The sequence below is a fragment of the Corallococcus aberystwythensis genome, assembly GCF_003612165.1.
GTDB classification, from domain to species: Bacteria; Myxococcota; Myxococcia; order Myxococcales; family Myxococcaceae; genus Corallococcus; species Corallococcus aberystwythensis.
The window spans coordinates 1-19783 of sequence record NZ_RAWK01000197.1 but is presented as its reverse complement, the minus strand read 5'-3'; the positions used below and the strand labels follow the sequence as shown (position 1 = coordinate 19783).

The window sequence follows — 19783 nt, the reverse complement described above, 5'->3', positions numbered from 1 at the left end:
GAATTCTCGCTCATGGGGCTCCACGCGTGACGGCCCTTGAGGGCGACGGCCACAGGGGGCCGCCGGGGACGTCAGGAAGCAGGTTTTGGGACAGGAAGCCGGACGCGGGGCCTGCGAGAAGGCCGAAACCGCCGGTTCCTGAAACCCCCCGACGGCCCTAGCGCCGGCCGGGAGGCACTCACCACCCTAACAGAGCGCCCGGATGGGGCGCCCGCAATTTCGCCGCCCGTGTGCGTGGGTTGTCCACCGGGCGACCCCGCCAGGACAGGCCTGGGGCCTTCAGCGGATGCGCAGGCGGAAGGGCATCATGGCCTTCAGCCCGGGGCGCAGGAGCTCGGGCGACCCCAGCCCCACCTCCCGGGCGAGCACGGCCAGCGCTTCCGGCGGGCGCTCCGGCAGCACTGGCAGGAGCACCCCCGCCAGCGCGTGCACTCCGGGCTCACCCCCCAGGCCGGACAAGAAGCCGCGCGCGTCACCCATGACGTCCAGGTCCAGGTCCTCCGCTGGGGGCACCTTCGCGCGCTTGCGAGCCGACGCGATGGCCTCCGGCAGGCCGCCCAGCCCGTCCACCAGCCCGCGGGCGAGCGCGTCCTTGCCGCTCCACACCCGGCCCCGCGCCACGGCGTCCACCTTCGCCTTGTCCATCTTCCGGTTGCGGGCCACCTCCGTGATGAACGTGTCGTAGGAGTCGTCCACCCAGGTCTGCACCGCGGCCAGCTGTTCGGGCGTCCACGGCTTCCACCACTCCAGCAGGTCCGCCATGTCGCCGCGCTTGAGCGTCTCCTGGCTCACCCCCAGCTTCGTGCCCAGGCCCTCCAGCGCGGGCTTCGGGTAGAAGACGCCGATGCTGCCCGTCAGCGTGGTGGGCTCCGCCAGCACCTCGTCCGCGGCCACCGCCGCGTAGTAGCCGCCGGACGCCGCCGCGTCGCCCATGGAGGCGACGACGGGCTTGTGCTTCTTCGCCTCCAGCACCGCGCGGTACATCAGGTCGGACGCCAGCACGTCGCCGCCGCCCGAGTCCACGCGCAGGACGATGGCCACCACGGACGGATCCTCCTGCGCCTCCTGCAGCGCGCGCACCACCGTCTCCGCGCCCGCCAGCTGCGCGAAGCCCAGCGGATCCTCGCGGCTGCGGCCCCCGGTGATGTCGCCCAGCACCGGCACCACCGCGATGCGGCGGCGCAGGCCCCAGCGGTCCTCGCGCTCGTCGCGGGGCGAGTACGCCGGGTGGAAGCGCAGCCCGGGGAACCACTCCGCGACGCGCGCGTCCAGCTCCGTCGCGGACACCACGCCGTCCAGCAGGCCCGCCGCCTGCGCCCGCTTCGAGGACAGGATGCCCTGGGCCCACGCGGCGCGCAGCTTCTCCGGGGGCAGCTTGCGCCCCGCCTCCACGGCCTTCTCGTAGTGGGCCACCTGGGCGTCCAGGTACGCGTTCAGCGTCTCGCGCTCCGCGGGGCTCATGTCGGAGCGGGTGAACTGCTCCATCGCCGTCTTGTATTCACCCACGCGCGCCACGTCCCACGTCACGCCCAGCTTCTCCATGGTGCCGCCCAGGAACGTCACCGAGGCGGACAGGCCGTTGATGGGCAGCGACGCCTCCGTCAGCGCGTACACGCTGTCCGCCGCGGACGCGACGAGGTAGCTGCGGTCATCCCCGGACAGCATCACCACCACGACCTTCTTGCCCGCCTCGCGCAGCTTGAGCAGCGCCTGGCGCAGCTCCTCCGCCGTGCCCCAGCCCACGCCGGGCAGCCCCTCCATCTTCACCACCACGCCCTTCAGCCGTTCGTCGCGCGTGGCCAGGTCCAGGAACTTCATCAGGCGCAGGTACGGGTCCGGCTCGCTCACGCCCAAGAGCGACAGCACGGGGCTGGAGCCGCCCGACAACATGTCGTCCAGGTCCAGCAGCGCCACCACGCCGCCGCCGCCGTGCACGGAGCGGTAGCGCTCCGACGACAGGCGCAGCTGCAGCACGTGGTCCAGGCCGTCGCCCGCGCCGCCCGCCGCGTACGTCAGCCCCGCGTGGCCCAGGTCCACCGTGGCCGCGAACTGGAGCGCCAGCGGGATGCCGCTGACGAAGCCGTGGGACAGACCGCCTCCCAGCCGCACGCCGGACACCACCTCCGCCTGGAGCGTGTACGTGGCCTGCCCCTCCCGGAAGCCTCCTTCCGCGAAGAGCCAGTCCACGCCCAGCGTGTAGCGCTCGCCCAGCGGGCGCAGGCCCACGCCGAAGTTGTAGCGGCGCGGCAGCTTGAGGCCGTCCTGCTCCGGGGCATTCACGTCCTTCGCCACCGCGGCCAGCGACAGGGCGCGGAAGGGGCGGGCGGTGAGGCCCACGTCCCAGCTGGTCAACCCGCCGATGCGGCGGTCATCCGAGCTGAAGTCGTGCAGGGCGGCGCCCAGCTGCAGCGTGCGCGGCCCCAGCGACAGGCCGAAGGACGTCTTGCGGTAGTCCGGCGCGTTCTCCCCGCGGATCCACTCCAGGGAGAAGCCCGCGCCCAGGCCCAGGAGGCGCGTGCCCAGGAAGACGGCGTCGCCGACGGAGTCGGATTCGAGGTTGCGCTCGTGGAGGTAGAAGAGCTGCCCCGCGTCCTGGAAGCCCAGTCCGGCGGGGTTGAGCGACAGCGCGGGTGCCTCGTCAATCAGCGCCGCGTTGGTGGGCGGCAGCGTGACGCCCCGGGGCGGGGCAGGGGCGCGGTCGACGGCGCCCGTCTGGGCAAGGGCAAGGCTGGGGAGGAGGGCGAGCAGCGGCAGGTGGCGCATACGGCCCGGGACTCTAGAGGCGAGCCGTCCCGGGACAAGCGCCGCGTGTCACCAGTCCTCGGTACCCGACACGTCTTCCAGCGGATCATCCCCGGAGTGCTTCTTGACGGACTGTCGGGAATTGCCACCCCGGTCCTCCGAACCCCAGTCCTCCGCGCCGCTGCGGTTGTCCAGCGGGTCGCGCTTCTTGATGATCTGTTCGCCCTCGGTGTTGATGAGCTGGTTGACCACCCGCTCCATCTCCGACTTGAGCTGCCCGTACTCGTCACCCTGGAGCACCAGCCTGCGCGAGCCCAGGCGCTTGCCGCTCTTCACGTCGAAGAACGCCACCGCCAGCTCCGTGCCCCGCTCCGGGATGACGCGCACGGTGCCCACCATGGCCCGGTCCAGGCTCAGCGACTTGCCCAGCGAGGCGACGGCGTTGGCCGGCTTGTCGCTGGCGCGCGACACGTCCGGAATCACCTTGTCCAGCTGCGCGTCGTAGGCCTTGTAGGTGGCCGTCGGCACCAGCGTGGTGTTGACCTCCACGTCGTCCGGCGTCACCTCGGCGATCTGCCCGAACTGCCGGAAGCCCGGCCGCTCCATGCGAACCAGGTGCTTGCCCACCGGCAGCGTGGGCAGCGTCACCGGCGTGTAGCCCACCGGCTCGCCGTCCACGTAGACGCGGGCGCCCGCGGGCCGGGACTTGAAGGTGGCGCTGCCGCGCAGCTGTGAGGTGCGGCTCGTCGCCACCTGCACGCGCAGGCTGATGAACTCCCGGCTGAAGCGCTTGGGGTTCATCTCGAACGTGGGGTTGAGCGCCATCAGGTCGATGAGCAGCAGCTTCGCCTCCTCCACGTCGCCCCGCAGCTGGAGGATGGCGCCGTGCAGGGCCAGCGCGTCGCACAGCGGGAAGCAGGAGGTCATGGACGCGACGGAGCCCTCCAGCTCCTTGAGGGTGGCGCGCACCTTGCGCTCCGCGTCCTCGTAGTCGCGCGCATCGAAGGCCTTGACGCTCTCCTCGTAGCCCTTCTTCGCGCGCTGGAAGGAGGCCTGAGCGGCCGGGTCATCCGGCAGGCCGAAGAGGTCGCGCGGCTTGCGCACGGAGTAGCTGGCGAAGTTGCCGAGCGCCTCGTTCATGTAGCTCTCCATCTGCACCCCGGAGGACTCGGACGACGGGTCCATGGGGATGAGCAGCGCGGAGACGCGGCCGGCCGGGGGCGAAGCGGACAGCGCCAGGGCGGGCAGCAGCACGAGCGCGAGCTGAAGGGCTTTCATGAGGAGTCCTGTGCGCTTGACGCCCGGGCTAGAAGGAAATTCCACCGGGCAGACCATTCACCGGGTTGAAGCCGGCGCCGCGGTCCGTCGTGGCCACGTACACCACGCCCGCCGTCACCGCCGCCACGCCCGCCGCCGCGGCCCAGAACCAGGGCTTGCGCAGCACGGAGTCGCTGGACACGAGCGGCTCCTTCGAGTCCTCGCGGCCCTGGGGCAGGGCCGCGCCGGCGAGGAAGGTGTGCACCTGGTCCGCCGCGGCCTCCGCGCTGCCCTTGCCGTCGCGCTTCGTGAAGTCCACCTCCACGCCGCGCAGGCGGTTCTTCGTGCGCAGGTCCCACGCCTGCACCTCGCCGTGCAGCCGGCCCTTCTTGTCCTGGAAGGACGCCGCCAGCACCACGTAGCGGGCGTTGAGCCGCTCGCCGATTGCGCCCACTTCCGGCGGCACGCCATCCGCGTCGAACGCGGCTTCGGTGCCGGCCTTCGACGCCGCGTCACGCAGCGCGGACAGGCCCGGCGCGGACGCCAGCTTCGTCTTCAGCTCCGTGGGCGCGGACGGCTTCACCTCCGCGAACGTCGCGAACGGGGCGTAGCCCGGCAGCACCACCTGCACGGGGTAGTTACCCGGGGCCAGCTTCGCGCCGGACAGCGGCGTCGCGCCCACGTCACGGCCGCGCACCAGCACGCGCGCGCCCTGCGGCAGGGAGTTCACCACCAGCGTGCCCTGCGGCTGCGCGTTCAGCTCACTCTGGGCCTCCGCGAACACCCGCTGCACGTCCTGGCCGAACATGCCCGCGTCCGGGCGCAGGGACGGCTCCGCCACCAGCGCGTGGGTGAAGGACGCCTTCGCGCCCGCCACGTCGCCGTTGAGCAGCTGCGACGCGCCCTGGAAGAGGTACGTCTCCCCCAGCTTCTCCGGACGCAGGTCGCCGGGGCGCTGCACGTAGGCTTCCGCGGCCGCCTTGAACTTCACCGCGGCGCTGTCCGGGTCCAGGTTGTCGTACGCGGCGCGGCCCTCGTCGAAGAGCGCGTCGCCCCGGGGGTTGCCCTGCGGCTCCGGCGGCGGGAAGGCGGTGGCCAGGTCCACGAACTGGATGTCGCCCGCGCTGCCCAGCTTCCGGGTGAGCGTGTCCTCCAGCTTGGCCGCCGAGTCCGCCGCGGCCGGCTGGCGGGACACGCCGAAGATGGCCACCGCGTTGGACGGCGCCGCGCGCACCGCCGGGGCCGGAACGTCCGCCACCTTCGGGGCGGTGGGCCTGGCCGGAGCGAGCGGGGTGGGGGTGGCCGCCTTGGGCGCCACGGGCGCGTCCGACGCGGAGGCCGCTTCATCCGGAGGGGTGAAGGTGTCCTCGGGGACGGGTGCGGGCACCTTCTTGGTGGCGGCGGGGCGCTTCTTCTTCGCGGCGGACTTCCGCTTGGTGGCGGCGTCGGCGGCGGGAGCGCTCAGCACACAGGCGAGCGCGACAGTCAGGGCAAGACGGGCAGTGTTCACGATGCGGCGGATGCTAGCCGACCGGCGGGGCGGAAGACCAATGCTCCACCCAGGACGGAATCGCGCCCGTCCCGGGTGTGCGGGGACTCCCGCTTTCCTTAGACGTCCAGCTCCTGGACCTCGCCCGCCATTTCGGTGATGAACTTGTAACGCGCCGAGACATCCTTGCCCATCAGGTCATTGATGATGCGGTCGGTCTCCAGCGCGTTGTCGATGGTGACGCGCAGGCTGATGCGGTTCTTCGCATCGAGCGTGGTCGTCTTGAGCTCATCGGCCGTCATCTCGCCCAGACCCTTGAAGCGCATGATGTTGGGCTTGGCGTTGCCCTTGGCCTTCTCGCGGATGATGCGGTCGCGGTCCGGTTCGTCCAGGGCCCAGTACGTCTCCTTGCCAATGTCCACCCGGTACAGCGGCGGCTGGGCGATGTGCACCGCGCCCGCTTCAATCAGCGGCCTGAGGTGCCGGTAGAAGAACGTGAGCAGCAGCGTGGCGATGTGGTGGCCGTCGCTGTCCGCGTCCATCAGCAGGAAGACGCGGCCGTATCGCAGCTTCGTGATGTCGAAGTCGGACCCGATGCCGCAGCCCAGCGCGCTGACGATGTCCTGGAGCTCCTTGTTGGTGGCCACCTTGTCGGTGGACGCCTGCTCCGCGTTGAGCACCTTGCCGCGCAAGGGGAGGATGGCCTGGGTGCGCCGGTCGCGGCCCTGCTTGGCGGAGCCGCCTGCGGAGTCACCTTCCACGATGAACAGCTCGCTGGACTGCGGGTCCGTGGACGAGCAGTCCGCCAGCTTCCCGGGGAGGTTGAGCCGGTGGCTCACCGCGGACTTGCGGCTGATGGCGGCGGAGGCCGCGCGGGAGGCTTCGCGCGCGCGGGCGGCCAGGATGATGCGCGCCAGCAGCGCTTCCGCGATGGACTTGTTGTCGTTGAACCACTTCTCCAGCGCCGGGCGGACGGCGCCGTCCACCTGCGCCGTCGTCTCCGGGTTGTTGAGGCGGCCCTTCGTCTGCCCCTGGAACTGGGGCTCCACCACGTACACGGAGAGGATGGCGGTGATGCCCTCGCGGATGTCCTCCGCGGTGAGCGTCACGCCCTTGGGCGTCAGGCCGTGCGTCTCGATGTAGTTGCGCATCGCCTTGACGATGGCGGCCTTCAAGCCCGCCTCGTGCGTGCCGCCCAGGTTCGTGGGGATGCCGTTGACGTACGAGCGGATGTGCTCGTCCGTGGCCTCCGTCCACGCCAGCGACACCTCCAGGCGGACCTCGTTGTCGCGCGAGTAGTAGAACGGCGTGCCGCCCGCGGGGACGATGGGCTTCTGGCGCTCCGACACGACCTTGGTGAGGTACTCGGCGATGCCGCCGTCGTGCTTGAACGTCTCCGACACGGCGGGCGTGGCCGTCTCGTCCTTCCAGACGACGGTCATGCCCTTGTGCAGGTAGCTCTTCGCCTCCAGGCGCTCGCGCACGACCTCCGCGTCGAACTTCTGCTTCTCGCCGAAGATTTCGGCGTCCGGCTCGAAGGTGATGGACGTGCCGGTGCCGCGCGCGGGGCCCTCCACCTTGAGGGGGCTGGTCGCCTTGCCGCGCGCGTACGACTGCACGTGGCGCTTGCCGTCCTTCTTGATTTCGATGAGCAGCTTGCTGGTGAGCGCGTTCACCACGGAGCTGCCCACGCCGTGCAGACCGCCCGAGTGGATGTAGTTGCCCTGCTCGAACTTGCCGCCCGCGTGCAGCGTCGTGAGGATGACCTCCACGGCGGGCTTCTTGTGCTTGGGCATCATGTCCACGGGGATGCCGCGCCCGTTGTCCACGACGGTGATGGACTTGCCGCCCTTGTGGAGCGTGACTTCGATGAGGGACGCGAAGCCGTTGATGACCTCGTCCACCGAGTTGTCGACGATCTCCCAGAGGAGGTGGTGGTAGCCCGTGGTGTCGGTACCACCGATGTACATGGCCGGGCGCTTGCGCACCGGCTCCAGGCCTTCCAGGACCTGGATGTCCGCGCCTGTGTAGCTTTCCTTCTTGGTCGCCATGGCCTTCCCGCTACTCCTTCTTCTCCGGCAGCGGCACGAAGGTGACGGGCCGCGCCACCTCCTTCACCGTGTCGCGCTTGGACATCTCATGGCCCTTGCCGCCGCGCCCCGTCACCCCGAACTTCGCCGGTGACAGGTGCAGCTTGCGGCCCTTCTGCGTCTCGAATTCCAGGACGGCGTCCTTCTGGCTCGCGGGAGCCGCGAGGAAGTCCACCACCTTGTCGCCCGCGTCCACCTTGATGACCTGGACGCCCTTGCCGGGGCCGGCCAGTTCATTCACCTCCGCCACCTTGCAGACGAGGGCGTTGGTCTTCTCCGTGAGGACGGCGAGCAGGTCCTTGTCACCCACCGGCTGCGTGCCGATGATTTCATCCCCCTCGCCCGTCTTCGCGTAGCGACGGCCGGCGCGGGTGGACACTTCCGTGTGCGGCTGGAGCAGGAAGCGCAGGCCCAGGCCCTGGCGCGTCACCGCCACCAGCTTCTCCGGCTGGGGCAGGCGGGCATCCTGGGACAGGGCGCCCACCACGCGCTCGCCGTCGTCGAACTTGAACAGCTTCTGCACCGGGTCGCCGTAGCCGGTGGAGGCCGGCACGTCGTTGAAGCGGGTGACGTAGGCGGTGCCGAAGTTGCTGAACAGCACCAGGTTCGCCTTCAGGCTGCCGGCGAGCACCGCCATCACCGCGTCGCCTTCACGCAGGCGGGTGGTGGACGGGTCCTTCACTTCGCGCACGCGCTTGATCCACCCGTCGCGGGTGATGACGACGTGGGCGTCCTCGTCCGCGATGAACGCCTCCGCGGAGAACTCCATCTCCTCGGAGCCCGCGCCGCCAATGCGCGTGCGGCGCTTGTCGGTGTACGCGGTCTTGAGGCCGGACAGCTCGTCGTGGATGACGGACCAGCGCTTCTTCACGTCCTTGAGGATGCCCTCGATGCGCTTGATCTCCGCGCGCTTCTCCTTGAGCTCCTTCTGGACGATGAGGATCTCCAGGCGGGCCAGCTTGTAGAGGCGCATCTCCAGGATGGAGTCCACCTGGATCTCGTCCAGCTTGAAGCGCGCCATCAACTTCTGGGCGGCGTCCTGCTTGCCCTCCGACTGGCGGATGATCCGGATGATCTCATCCAGCGCGTCGTAGGCCTTCTCGAAGCCCTCGAGGATGTGGACGCGCCGCTTGAGCTCCGCCAGCTCGTGCTCGAAGCGCTTGGTGACGATCTCCAGGCGGAAGTCGAGGAAGTAGCGGAGGATGGACTTGAGGTCCAACCGCTTGGGCGTGCCCACGTCCGGGTTGTCCGAGGGCACGAGGCAGGTGAGGTTCACGCCGAAGTTCGTCTGCAAGGGCGTGTGCTTGTAGAGGTACGCCATCACCAGCTCGGGGTTGGCGTCCTTCTTGAGCTCCATCACGATGCGCACGTCCTTGGTGGACTCGTCGCGCACGTCCGTGATGAGCGGCAGCTTGCGCTCGCGCACCAGCTCGCCAATCTTCGCGACGAGCGTGGACTTGTTCACCGTGTACGGGATGGAGGTGACGACGATCATCTGACCGCCGCGCTTGTGCTCCTCCAGCTTGTACTCGCCGCGGATGCGGACGGAGCCCTGGCCCGTCTCGTAGATTTCGCGCAGCTCCTTCTTGTCGTTGAGGATCTGCCCGCCGGTGGGGAAGTCCGGCCCCTTGATCCACTTGAGCAGGTCCTTGGTCTGCAGCTCCGGGTCGTTGATGAGCGCCAGCAGCGCGTCCACCAGCTCTCCCAGGTGGTGGGGCGGGATGTTGGTGGCCATGCCCACCGCGATGCCGGTGGTGCCGTTCATCAACAGCTGGGGCACACGCGCCGGGATGACGACGGGCTCGTCCCGGGTGCCGTCGTAGTTGGGGCGGAAGCGGACCGTCTTGCTGTCCAGCTCTCCCAAGAGCTCCGTGGCCAGCTTCTCCAGGCGGCACTCGGTGTAGCGGTAGGCGGCGGCGGAGTCGCCGTCCAGCGAGCCGAAGTTGCCGTGGCCGTCCACCAGCGGGTAGCGCAGGGAGAAGTCCTGGGCCATGCGCACGAGCGCGTCGTAGATGGCCGTGTCGCCGTGCGGGTGGTAGCGGCCCATGATGGCGCCCACGACCTGCGCGCACTTCTGGTACTTCGTGTCGAACGACAGGTTCAGGTCGTTCCACATGCCGTAGAGGATGCGGCGCTGCACCGGCTTGAGGCCGTCGCGCACGTCGGGCAGGGCGCGCGAGGTGATGACCGACAGGGCGTAGTTGAGGTACCGGCGGCGCGCTTCCTCGGCCAGGCCCGCGGGCAGAGAGTCCCCGCCACCGGCGCCGGACGCGCCGCCGCCTCCCTTGCCTCCGCCCCCTCCCGGGCCTCCCTGCTTCTTGCGCGACTTCGTTTCGGCTTCTGCGAGCATGGTCATGGAATCCAGATGGGTGTCACACGGGCCGCCCCACCGTGCGTGACGCGGCGCGCGGGCCGCGCCGTACGCCCTGCGACTACCAGTCGGGTCGGACACTCAACGTCAGGTGGCCGGGACTACCATGGGCCTCTGACATTGAGAACGAATTCGGGAGGTTGCGTCGGCTCCAGCGGGGGACTTCTGCACGTCCGTACAGTCCTGTGCCTGCCTAGAACCCACCGCCAACCCCCCGGAATTCCGAGGGGCGCGTTGCCGGGGCCTGGCTGCTGGCCTGCTTGGGCTAGCCGTTGTCGCCGGGGGGGTTGGCGCGGGGCTTCTTGCCCTCGGCGTCAGGGGCGCGGCCCCAGTTGCCGCTGCCGCGCTTGAAGATCTGCACGCCCCGGCCAGAGCTGGTGCCGACCATCCCGTTGATGGTCGCGGTGAGGGCCTTGCTCCCTGGCGGGTGGTAGATGACGCGCACCTTGCGTGCGGAGGGCAGGAGGGCGCTGGTGGCGTCCACCAGGAGGTAGACGGTGGTGCCGTCCGTCTGGATGCGCTCCGGGTCCTGCTTGTGGTTGAGGTCCGCGAGCAGCTCGCCCCCGTCCGCGCTGGTGGCGTCCGAGCTCAGCTGGCGGATCTTCACGCGCAGGGCCATCTCCGGGGGGGCGTCCTGGCGCTTGTACTCCCGCACGCCCTGGATGACGACCGCCAGGTCCGCGCCGTTCTCCGGGGCCTTGGTGTTGGGCAGGTGGAGGCCGGACTGGACGCTGGAGTCGGTGTCCAGGAAGAGGGTGACGTTGGCGCAGCGCTGCTTGCACTCCTCGCCGAACGGGTCCTTGTTGAACTTCAGCCGCATGCCGAAGTCGCTGCCCTGGGGCCCGATGGTGGCATCCACGACGACGGGACGCTCGTCATCCGGCGACGGCTTGTAGCGGAACGTGGAGGCACTCCGCCCCGCGGCGGAAGCGGTCGCGCTGGCCAGGAGCGAGCAGACGAGCAGGGTGGGCAGGCGCTTCACGGAAAGGAACCTCCTGACGGCATGGGGCAGCGAAAGGTGGCATTCAAAGGGAACAGGCCCCGGGGCGGCAAGTCTGGAGCGTAGAGTGTCCGCCTGGAGGACAGCCATGCCCACACCGTACGTACGTCAGCTGAAGCTCGGACCCATGGACAACTTCGTCTACCTCGTGGGGCCCCAGGACGGCCCGGAGGTGGTGGTGGTGGATCCGGCGTGGGACGTGCCGGCCATCGAGGCGGCGGTGGCGAAGGACGGCAAGCGCGTGGTGGGCGCGTTCGTGTCGCACTGCCATGGTGACCACATCAACGGCCTGGACGAGCTGCTGTCGCGCCACGACGTGCCAGTGTACGCGCAGGCGGAGGAGGTCGCCTTCTCCAGCGACCTGCGCAAGCGGGGCGGAGACGCGCTGCGGCCCCTGAAGGCGGGGGACCCCGTGCCGGTGGGCGCACGCACCTTCCAGGCCCTGCACACCCCCGGGCACACGCCGGGCTCGCACTGCCTGCTGGCGGAGGACGCGCTCGTGTCCGGGGACACGGTCTTCATCAACGGGTGCGGCCGGTGCGACTTCCCGGGCGGCAACCCGGAGGACATGTACCGCTCGCTGTCGCAGGTGCTGGCGAAGGTGCCGGACTCCGCGCGGCTGTTCCCCGGGCACGACTACGCGGACGTGCCGGTGGAACAGATGGAGGCCATCCGCCAGAAGAACCCGTACTTCGGCTTCCCGGACATGGCGTCCTTCGTGGCCTTCCGGATGCGGCCGCGCAAGTAGCGCGCGGCCCCAGGGCTCACACCCGCCGCGCGCGGGCCATGGGCGGCATCTTCACGCCGCCTGACGGCTTCGCGTGCATGGCCCAGTACGCGGAGATGCCCAGGAGGGCCAGGGACAAGAGCGTCCACAGGGCCGCCCAGACGATGGAGGGCACCCACGTCTCGCTCGCGAGGATGGCCGCGTCGCTCTGCGCGCGCACCGCGCTGTTCCACAGGTCGTCCCGCAGGTCGAAGATGGCGTAGAGCGCCGTGAAGGCCGCGAGGAACAGGTTGAGCGCGTCCACCAGCCCCGTGGGCAGGAACCGCGCCCCCAGCCCCATGGCCAGCGCCATGCCCAGGCAGAAGGCCAGGGTGAAGAGGTCTCCGGCGTAGAAGAAGCCCATCACCGCCAGCCACACGGACGCCGCGCCCATCACCGCGCGGCCCAGCCGGAAGCGGAACGTGGCCAGCATCAACCCCGCGCCCGCCACCGCGCTGCCCAGGTAGCCCGCCGACGACACGACGATGCGGTTGAAGACGCCGGGCGGCAGGCGGGAGAAACAGCTGCCCCCTTCATTCACCTGGAGGTGGACCCGGTCCACGGAGCCCCCCACGAGCAGCGCGGCGAGCGCATGCCCCGTCTCATGCATCATCACCACCAGCACCTTCACCGGCCACAGCACCGGCGAGTACCAGAAGTACCAGGACGCCCCCATCAGCAGGAGCAGCAGCGCCAGCCTTCCGAAATCCAGTGTCGCCCCGCTCGCGGTCCGCATCGCTGGTCCCCCTCCTGGCTGGACACCGGAACATTCAAGCGCGTTCCATCTTCCGCGAAAACGCCCGCATGGGACACCGGAACGGTCGCGCCCGGGCGGCGGACGGAGTAGGGAAGGGTCACCATGAAGAAGACGCTCCTTCTCCTCTCGCTCGTGGCTGCCCCGGTGTTCGCCGGGGAAGGGAAGTGGACCCCCCAACAGGTGCTGGAGCTGAGCCCCGCCTGGCTCAAGGCCCAGGGGCTCCAGCTGCCGCCCGACAAGCTGTGGGACCCCAAGCGCGGCACGGGCCTGCTGGCGGGCACGGTGAACACCGGCGGCTGCTCCGGGTCGTTCATCTCCGCCTCCGGCCTCATCATCACCAACCACCACTGCGCCTTCTCCATCATCCAGGAGCACAGCTCCCCGCAGAAGGACCTCATCACCGACGGCTTCCTCGCCAAGAGCCAGGCGGAGGAGCTCCCGGGCAAGGGCTCGCGCGTGCAGGTGCCGCGCGGCTTCAAGGACGTGACGGCGGAAGTCAACGGCGCCGTGCCGCAGGGCGCGGATGACCTCGCGCGCTACAAGGCCATCGACCGCAAGCAGAAGGAGCTGGTGGCCGAGTGCGAGAAGCGCCCCGCTACCCGCTGCCAGGTGGCCACCTTCGACGGCGGCGTGAACTACACGCTGGTGGACGCCGTGGAGCTGCAGGACGTGCGCCTGGTCTACGCGCCGCCGCGCGCCGTGGGTGAGTACGGCGGGGAAGAGGACAACTGGATGTGGCCGCGCCACACCGGTGACTTCGCCATCATCCGCGCGTACACCGCGCCGGACGGTGCCTCCGCGGCGTTCAGCGACAAGAACGTGCCCTACAAGGCGGAGTTCTTCTTCCCGCTGTCCACGCAGGGCGTGAAGCCCGGCGACTTCGTGATGGTGCTGGGCTACCCGGGCACCACCTTCCGCACGCTGCTCGCGGACGAGATGGCGGAGCGCCAGGCGCGCTACTACCCGGCCATCCGCGACGTGCTGGGCGAGGCCATCCGCATCCTGGAGGCCGAAGGGGAGAAGGACCCGGCCGGGAAGATCGCCGTGGCCTCGCAGCTCAAGAGCCTGCACAACGTCTACAAGAACGCGGGCGGGCAACTGGCGGGCCTGAAGCGCGGCCACATCGTGGAGAAGCAGCGTGACGCGGAGGCCGGCACCGTGGCCTGGGCGCAGAAGGACAGCGCGAAGTGGGGCGACGCCCTCAAGGCCCGCGAGGCGCTGCTCGCGGAGCAGCAGGCGTCCTCCAAGACCTTCGACCGCGAGTTCCTCCTGAGCATGTCCGGCCGTCTGGCGCGGGGACCCGCGCTGGCCACGTCCGTGTCCCGGCTGGCCATGGAACGCGCGAAGCCGGACCTGGAGCGCCGCCCGGAGTACATGGACCGCGAGCTGCCGCGCATCAAGGACCGCCTGGAGCGCGAGCAGAAGAACCTCTTCCTCCCCGCGGACAAGGTCCTGCTGCACGCGTTCGTGAAGCGCGCGCAGGCGCTCCCGCAGGACGCGCGCATCGCGTCCGTGGACGCCGTCTTCGGCAAGACGTACTCGCAGAAGGACGTCACGGCGAAGATCGACTCGCTCTACGCGGGCACGAAGCTGTTCAACCAGGCCGAGCGCCTGAAGATGGCGGACGAGTCCGTGGGGCAGCTCACCGCGCGCCGCGACCCGCTGCTTGGGTTCGGCATGGAGCTGGCGAAGGAGCAGGCCGCGCTGGATGACACGCGCGACCGGCGCCAGGGCGCGTCCTCCCGGCTGCGGCCGGCGTGGCGCAAGGCGGTGATGGCGCAAGCGGGCAAGCCCATTGCTCCGGACGCCAACAGCACGCTGCGCGTGTCCTTCGCCAAGGTGCAGGGCTACACGCCGCGCGACGGCGCGCAGTACCTGCCGCAGACGACGCTGACGGGGATGCTGCAGAAGCACACCGGTGAGGAGCCCTTCAACGCGCCGGAGAAGGTGCGCGCCGCCGCCGCGGCGAAGAAGTTCGGGCAGTGGGTGGACCCCCGGCTGAAGGACGTGCCGGTGGACTTCCTGGCGGACGCGGACACCACGGGCGGCAACTCCGGCAGCCCCACGGTGAACGGCAAGGGCCAGCTGGTGGGCGTGAACTTCGACCGCGTGTGGGAGAACGTCGCGAACGACTTCGGCTACAATCCGGACGTGGCCCGGAACGTCAACGTGGACGTGCGCTACCTGCTGTGGCAGCTCGACCAGGTCGAGGACGCGGACGCGCTCCTGCGCGAGCTCAACGTCCGCAAGGGCAAGCCGGTGGCCAAGGAGGCGCGCTGACATGTCGGACGCGGGAGCGGGACCCCGGCCTCTTCCCACCTTCCGCCCCGACGAGCGGGTGTGCGGCAACTGCAAGCTCTGGAGTCCGCACTCCGAGGATCACCGTGGCTGGGTAGGGCCGTGCCGCATGCACCACTCGCGCGGCATGTTCCCGCCCTCCGCGCCCATCTGTGACAAGTACGCGCCCCGGGGCTCCGCGGCCCCGGCGCCCGTGGTTTCGAGCACGCGGACCCGCACGGCGCGCAGCGTGGCGCCGGTGGTGGTGCGCCACCGCGCGGATCCGCACCAAGTGGTGGACCTGGAAGGGCTGAACATGACGCGCGAAGAGCTGATGGACATCTTCCGGGAGGCGGCGGCGCTCAGTGATCCGCCGCTCGCGGGCAAGTGGGAGGGCGGCACGGTGCGGCTGGTGCCCGGCAACCCGGAGCTTCAACCCAAGGACATGCCCATCGACGGCCTGTTCCACAAGGTCACGATGGTGCGCGACCGCATCCGCGTGCTGGAGCAGAAGCTCAACGCGCACCCCAAGCTCACGGACGCGGAGAAGGCGGAGATGCAGGGCTACATCACCCGCGTCTACGGCTCGCTCACCAGCTTCAACCTCCTCTTCAAGGAGAAGGGTGACCAGTTCGTGGGCAGCAAGGGCGACGAATAGTCTTCAGGGCCGCTGGCCGCGCTCCTCCATCACGGTGAGGGCGCGCTGGCGGCCGCGGTGCAGGGCGCTCTTCACGGTGCCCTCGGGGATGCGCAGGAGCCGGGCGATTTCGGCGGAGCCCAGGCCGCGCACCTCGCGCAGGTAGAGCACCTGCCGCTGCTGGGGGTTCACCTCCTCCAGCGCTTCGTGGAAGTGCTGCTGCATCTGCGCGCCCATGACGTGGGCCTCCGGCGACACGGCCTCCTGGGGCGCGTGCGTCAGCCGTTCCCGGCGCCGGCGCGAGCGCAGCCAGTTGATGCTGCTGTTGACCATCACCCGGTGCAGCCACGTGGTCCACGTCGCCCGCCCGTCCAGCCCCGGCGGCTGCCGCGACAGGCGCAGGAAGACGTCCTGCACCACGTCCTCCGCGTCGTCGGTGTCGCCCACGATGCGCCGGGCGATGGCCAGCGCGCGGGGACGGTGCTGGGCGTACAAATCATCCAGGGTGGGGAAGGCGAGGACGGCGGCGTGCGGGCCCATGGTGGACGGTCTCCTGTGTCTTCCCCTGGAACGAACGGGCGCGCGAAAAGGTCTACGGCCCCGCGGGGCATGCGACTCCAGGGTGGGGACCCGGTGGAAATGTCGGGTGCGCACCTTCCTGGCCAGGGAGACGCCGCCATGGCTCAGCTGGCCAACTACGGACGCAGGAGGCCGTTCATGCCCCGCAGCCGCGAGGGCAACGGCATCGCGGACCTGCTCCTGGGACGCCCGCTCACCAGCGCCCAGGCGATGCAGGAGAAGACGGGCGTCCTTACGGGCGTGGCGCTCCTGGGCCTGGATGCGCTGTCCTCCGCCGCGTACGGCCCGGAGGCCGCGCTCACTGTGCTGCGTCCGCTGGGCGCGGGGGGCCTGTGGCTGCTCTTTCCCATCACCGCCGCCATCGTCGGGCTCCTGATGATCGTCGCGAGCTCGTACGCGCAGACCATCGCCGCGTACCCCAGCGGTGGTGGCGCGTACACGGTGGCGAAGCAGAACCTGGGGCGGGGCGCGGGGCTGCTGGCGGCCACGGCGCTGATGCTGGACTACCTGCTCAACGTGGCCGTGGGCATCTCCGCCGGCACGGGCGCGCTGGTGTCCGCGTTCCCCGCCCTGAGGCCCTACACGCTGCCCATCACCCTGGGCATCCTGGCGCTGCTCACCCTGGTGAACCTGCGCGGCGTCAGCGAGGCGGGCGCCGTGTTCGTCGTGCCCACGTGGTTCTTCATCGCGTCGCTGAGCGTGGTGCTGGCCGTGGGCCTCTTCAAGCTGGCCACCGGTGACGCGACGCCCGTGCAGCAGCCGCCGCCCCTGGCGGTGCCCACCGCGTCCCTGGGCGCGTGGCTGGTGATTCGCGCCTTCGCCAGCGGGTGCACGGCGATGACGGGCGTGGAGGCCATCAGCAACGCCGTGCCCATCTTCCGCGACCCGTCCATCCGCCGCGCGCGCGTCACGCTGGGCGTCATCGTGGGCACCCTGGTGACGATGCTGCTGGGCATCGCGCTGTTGTGCCGGGCGTACGGCGTGGGCGCCACGGACCCGGACGGCGCGAACTACCAGACGGTGCTCTCGCAGCTCATCGCCGCGGTGATGGGGCGCGGCGCCTTCTACTTCGTGGCCATGGCCGCCATCCTCTGCGTGCTCGCGCTGTCCGCGAACACCAGCTACGCGGGCTTCCCGCTCGTCTGCCAGGTGCTGGCGCGCGAGCGCTACCTGCCGCCCGGCTTCGCCCACCGGGGCCGCAGGCTCGCCCTGTCGCGCGGCATCCTCACCCTGTCCGGGCTGGCGGCCGTGCTGCTGATCATCTGCCGGGGCATCACGGACCGGCTGATTCCGCTCTTCGCCATTGGCGCGCTCATGGCCTTCACCCTGTCGCAGGCGGGCATGGTGGTGCACTGGAGCCGGCACCGGGGCGAGGAGGGCTGGCGGTGGCGCCGCACCCTCAACGGCGCGGGCGCGGTGATGACGGCGCTCACGCTGTGCATCGTGGGCGTGTCCAAGTTCGTGCACGGCGGCTGGGCCGCGTTCGTCATCGTGCCCGTGGGACTGCTGGTGCTGTCGCGCGTCCACGCCTCGTACACGCGCACGCGCCAGGCCACGGAGCTGAAGCGGCCCGTGCGCCTGACGCCCCCATCGCCGCTCGTCGCCGTGGTGCCGGTGGACCGCTGGTCCCACGCCTCGGAGACGGCGCTGCGCTTCGCGCTGCAGCTGAGCGGCGATGTGCGCGCGGTGCACATCTGCAGCGGGGACACCGACGAGGCGGCGCTGGATTCGCAATGGCAGCACTTCGTCCAGGGGCCGCTCATGGAGGCCGGGCGGACGCCGCCGCCGCTGGTGCACGTGGGGTCGCCGTACCGCGCGCTGGTGTGGCCATTGATGGACTACCTGGACGCGATGCTCGCGGAGGTGCCGGGCCGCACCGTGGCCATCGTGATGCCGGAGCTGCTGGAGAAGCGCTGGTACCGGGCCATGCTCTACGGCCGCCGCTCGGAGCTGCTGCGAAGCGCGCTGCTCCTGTCCGGCGAGCGGCGCCTGGTGGTGGTCAGCGTGCCCTGGTACCTGCGCACGCCCGCGCACCCGGCGCCGCACTCGGCCTGGGGGAACTCCGCCCACCCCGGGCAGGGGTAGGGCGGGGAGGCCGGAGCGCTACTCCTGTTCGTCCTGCTTCGTCAGGCCCCAGTCCTTCAGGCGCTTGAAGAGGGTGGAGCGCGCGAGGCCCAGCTCCCGCGCCACGCGCTCGCGGTTGTTGTTGAAGCGGCGCAGCGCGGTTTCGATGATCTGCCGCTCCAGCTTCTCCAGCATCTGCTCCAGCGTCATGCCCGGCGGCAGCTCCGGCACGGTGATGCCCGTCTCGCGGTTGACCTCCTGGTCGAAGGACAGGTCGCCGCCGTCGATGGACGGGCCCTTGCGCAGGAGCAGCGCGCGGTGCACCACGTTGCGCAGCTCGCGGATGTTGCCCGGCCAGGCGTGCTGCTGGAGGCGGTCCAACGCGGCCGGGGTGAAGCGCACCGTCTGCCCGCGCGGGGCGAACGCGCGCATGAAGTGCTCCGCCAGCGCCACCACGTCTCCCCGGCGGTTGCGCAGGGGCGGCAGGTGCAGCGGCACGACGCACAGGCGGTAGTAGAGGTCCTCGCGGAAGCGGCCCTCGCGCGCCGCGGCCAGGAGGTCGCGGTTGGTGGCCGCCACCACGCGCACGTCCACGTGCATGGGGCGGCTGGCGCCCACGCGCTTGATTTCGCCGCTCTCCAGCGCGCGCAGCAGCTTCGCCTGCAGGTCCAGCGGCAGCTCGCCAATCTCGTCCAGGAACAGCGTGCCGCCGTCCGCCTCCTCGAAGGCGCCCTTGCGCGCCCCCACGGAGCCGGTGAACGCGCCCTTCTCGTGGCCGAACAGCTCGCTCTCAATCAGCTCCTTGGAGATGGCGGCGCAGTTGACCGGGATGAGCGGCCGGTTCGCGCGCGGCGAGCACGCATGCAGCGCGTTCGCCACCAGCTCCTTGCCCGTGCCGGACTCCCCCAGGATGGTGACGGCGGCGGTGGACGGCGCCACGCGCTGGATGAGGTCCGTGAGCTGCCGCACGGACGGGTCGCTCCCGAGGATGCCGTGGAAGGCCTGCGCCTCCTTCTTCGTCGCGGGCACGGTCTCAAGAATCAGCTCCACCTCGCCCACGCGCAGCGTGGTGGGGAGCGTCACCTCCGCCTCGAAGAGGCGCACCGGGCCCAGCCAGGTGCCGTTGGTGGAGCGCAGGTCCACGACGTGGAAGACGCCGTCCCGCCGCGTCACCTTGAGGTGCCGGCCGGAGATGAACCGGTCCTGGAGCACCAGGTCGTTGCCCACGTCCTTGCCCACCGTGAAGCTGTCGCCGGTGAGCCGGTGCACGGCCTCCGTGCCGCCCTGCCTCACCCGCAGCTGCGCGGGCTGCCAGCGCTGCGCGTCCCGGCCCTGCACGCTGGTGGCGTTGCCGGCTTCCGTGGCGGCGTCCGCGTCCTCGCTGGCGCCGTGCTGGCGGAACACCGCGCGCCACTGGCCCAGCTCGATGTCCGCGCCGTCCGGCAGGTCCGCGCGCTCCACCACCGCGCCCGCGACCTTCGTGCCCTTGCCGGACAGGTCCTCCGCGCGGCACTTCTGGCCGTCCCACAGGAGGGCCACCTGCTGGCGGCTCACCTCCGGATCCGGAATGGCCACGTCGCTGGAGTCGCCCCGGCCGAGCACCACCCGCGCCCGATCCACCGCCACCCGCAGCACTTCCTCGCCTCGACGGAAGAACACCAGCTCCGGCATTACGAACTCTCTCCCAAGCCCCGTTCACCTCCGGGCCGCGCGCAGCGCTTTACACGGCGCGTGCGCGGGCATCAACCCGGGGC

At 70.6% G+C, this 19783-nt stretch carries 13 protein-coding genes; 4 read left to right on the top strand and 9 right to left on the bottom strand.

Going from position 1 to position 19783, the window contains the following annotated elements; genetic code table 11:
- Window positions 1–279: 279 nt before the first annotated feature.
- The 6 genes from sppA to D7W81_RS28105 form a co-directional block, all read right to left on the bottom strand.
- A complete protein-coding gene (gene sppA / locus D7W81_RS28130) occupies window positions 280–2763 on the bottom strand; it encodes a signal peptide peptidase SppA (RefSeq protein ID WP_120558478.1) in 2484 nt (827 codons plus the stop codon).
- Window positions 2764–2811: 48 nt separating this feature from the next.
- Window positions 2812–4020, bottom strand: coding sequence for a PEGA domain-containing protein (locus tag D7W81_RS28125; RefSeq protein ID WP_120558477.1), 1209 nt, complete (start codon window positions 4018–4020; stop codon window positions 2812–2814).
- Between the two features lie 28 nt (window positions 4021–4048).
- On the bottom strand, window positions 4049–5509 hold the full coding sequence (locus tag D7W81_RS28120; RefSeq protein ID WP_120558476.1) for a PEGA domain-containing protein: 1461 nt from the start codon (window positions 5507–5509) through the stop codon (window positions 4049–4051).
- Between the two features lie 98 nt (window positions 5510–5607).
- Window positions 5608–7539, bottom strand: coding sequence for a DNA gyrase/topoisomerase IV subunit B (locus D7W81_RS28115; protein WP_120558475.1), 1932 nt, complete (start codon window positions 7537–7539; stop codon window positions 5608–5610).
- Window positions 7540–7549: 10 nt separating this feature from the next.
- On the bottom strand, window positions 7550–9928 hold the full coding sequence (locus D7W81_RS28110) for a DNA gyrase/topoisomerase IV subunit A (protein ID WP_208721478.1): 2379 nt from the start codon (window positions 9926–9928) through the stop codon (window positions 7550–7552).
- Window positions 9929–10214: 286 nt separating this feature from the next.
- On the bottom strand, window positions 10215–10931 hold the full coding sequence (locus tag D7W81_RS28105) for a hypothetical protein (RefSeq protein WP_120558473.1): 717 nt from the start codon (window positions 10929–10931) through the stop codon (window positions 10215–10217).
- Window positions 10932–11037: 106 nt separating this feature from the next.
- Here D7W81_RS28105 and D7W81_RS28100 point away from each other — a divergent pair, with 106 nt between their 5' ends.
- Window positions 11038–11697 (top strand): MBL fold metallo-hydrolase, encoded by a 660-nt coding sequence (locus D7W81_RS28100; RefSeq protein ID WP_120558472.1) that lies wholly within the window; start codon window positions 11038–11040, stop codon window positions 11695–11697.
- Window positions 11698–11713: 16 nt separating this feature from the next.
- Here D7W81_RS28100 and D7W81_RS28095 read toward each other — a convergent pair whose 3' ends face one another.
- Window positions 11714–12451, bottom strand: coding sequence for a M50 family metallopeptidase (locus D7W81_RS28095; protein ID WP_120558471.1), 738 nt, complete (start codon window positions 12449–12451; stop codon window positions 11714–11716).
- Between the two features lie 123 nt (window positions 12452–12574).
- Here D7W81_RS28095 and D7W81_RS28090 point away from each other — a divergent pair, with 123 nt between their 5' ends.
- Together D7W81_RS28090 and D7W81_RS28085 are read left to right on the top strand one after the other, a co-directional pair.
- Window positions 12575–14752 carry a S46 family peptidase gene (locus D7W81_RS28090; RefSeq protein WP_120558470.1) on the top strand — a complete coding sequence of 726 codons (2178 nt, stop codon included), beginning with the start codon at window positions 12575–12577 and terminating at the stop codon, window positions 14750–14752.
- A gap of 1 nt (window position 14753) precedes the next feature.
- Entirely contained in the window at window positions 14754–15407 is a 654-nt protein-coding gene (locus tag D7W81_RS28085) for a DUF8685 domain-containing protein (RefSeq protein ID WP_120558469.1), read from the top strand.
- A gap of 3 nt (window positions 15408–15410) precedes the next feature.
- Here the strand turns inward: D7W81_RS28085 and D7W81_RS28080 are convergent, their stop codons facing one another.
- Window positions 15411–15926: an RNA polymerase sigma factor gene (locus D7W81_RS28080; RefSeq protein WP_120558468.1), complete on the bottom strand. Its 516-nt coding sequence runs from the start codon at window positions 15924–15926 to the stop codon at window positions 15411–15413.
- Between the two features lie 177 nt (window positions 15927–16103).
- Here D7W81_RS28080 and D7W81_RS28075 point away from each other — a divergent pair, with 177 nt between their 5' ends.
- On the top strand, window positions 16104–18050 hold the full coding sequence (locus D7W81_RS28075) for an APC family permease (RefSeq protein WP_120558467.1): 1947 nt from the start codon (window positions 16104–16106) through the stop codon (window positions 18048–18050).
- A gap of 18 nt (window positions 18051–18068) precedes the next feature.
- On the opposite strand, the gene D7W81_RS28070 is transcribed toward D7W81_RS28075, so the two are convergent.
- A complete protein-coding gene (locus tag D7W81_RS28070; protein WP_120558466.1) occupies window positions 18069–19700 on the bottom strand; it encodes a sigma 54-interacting transcriptional regulator in 1632 nt (543 codons plus the stop codon).
- Window positions 19701–19783: the final 83 nt, after the last annotated feature.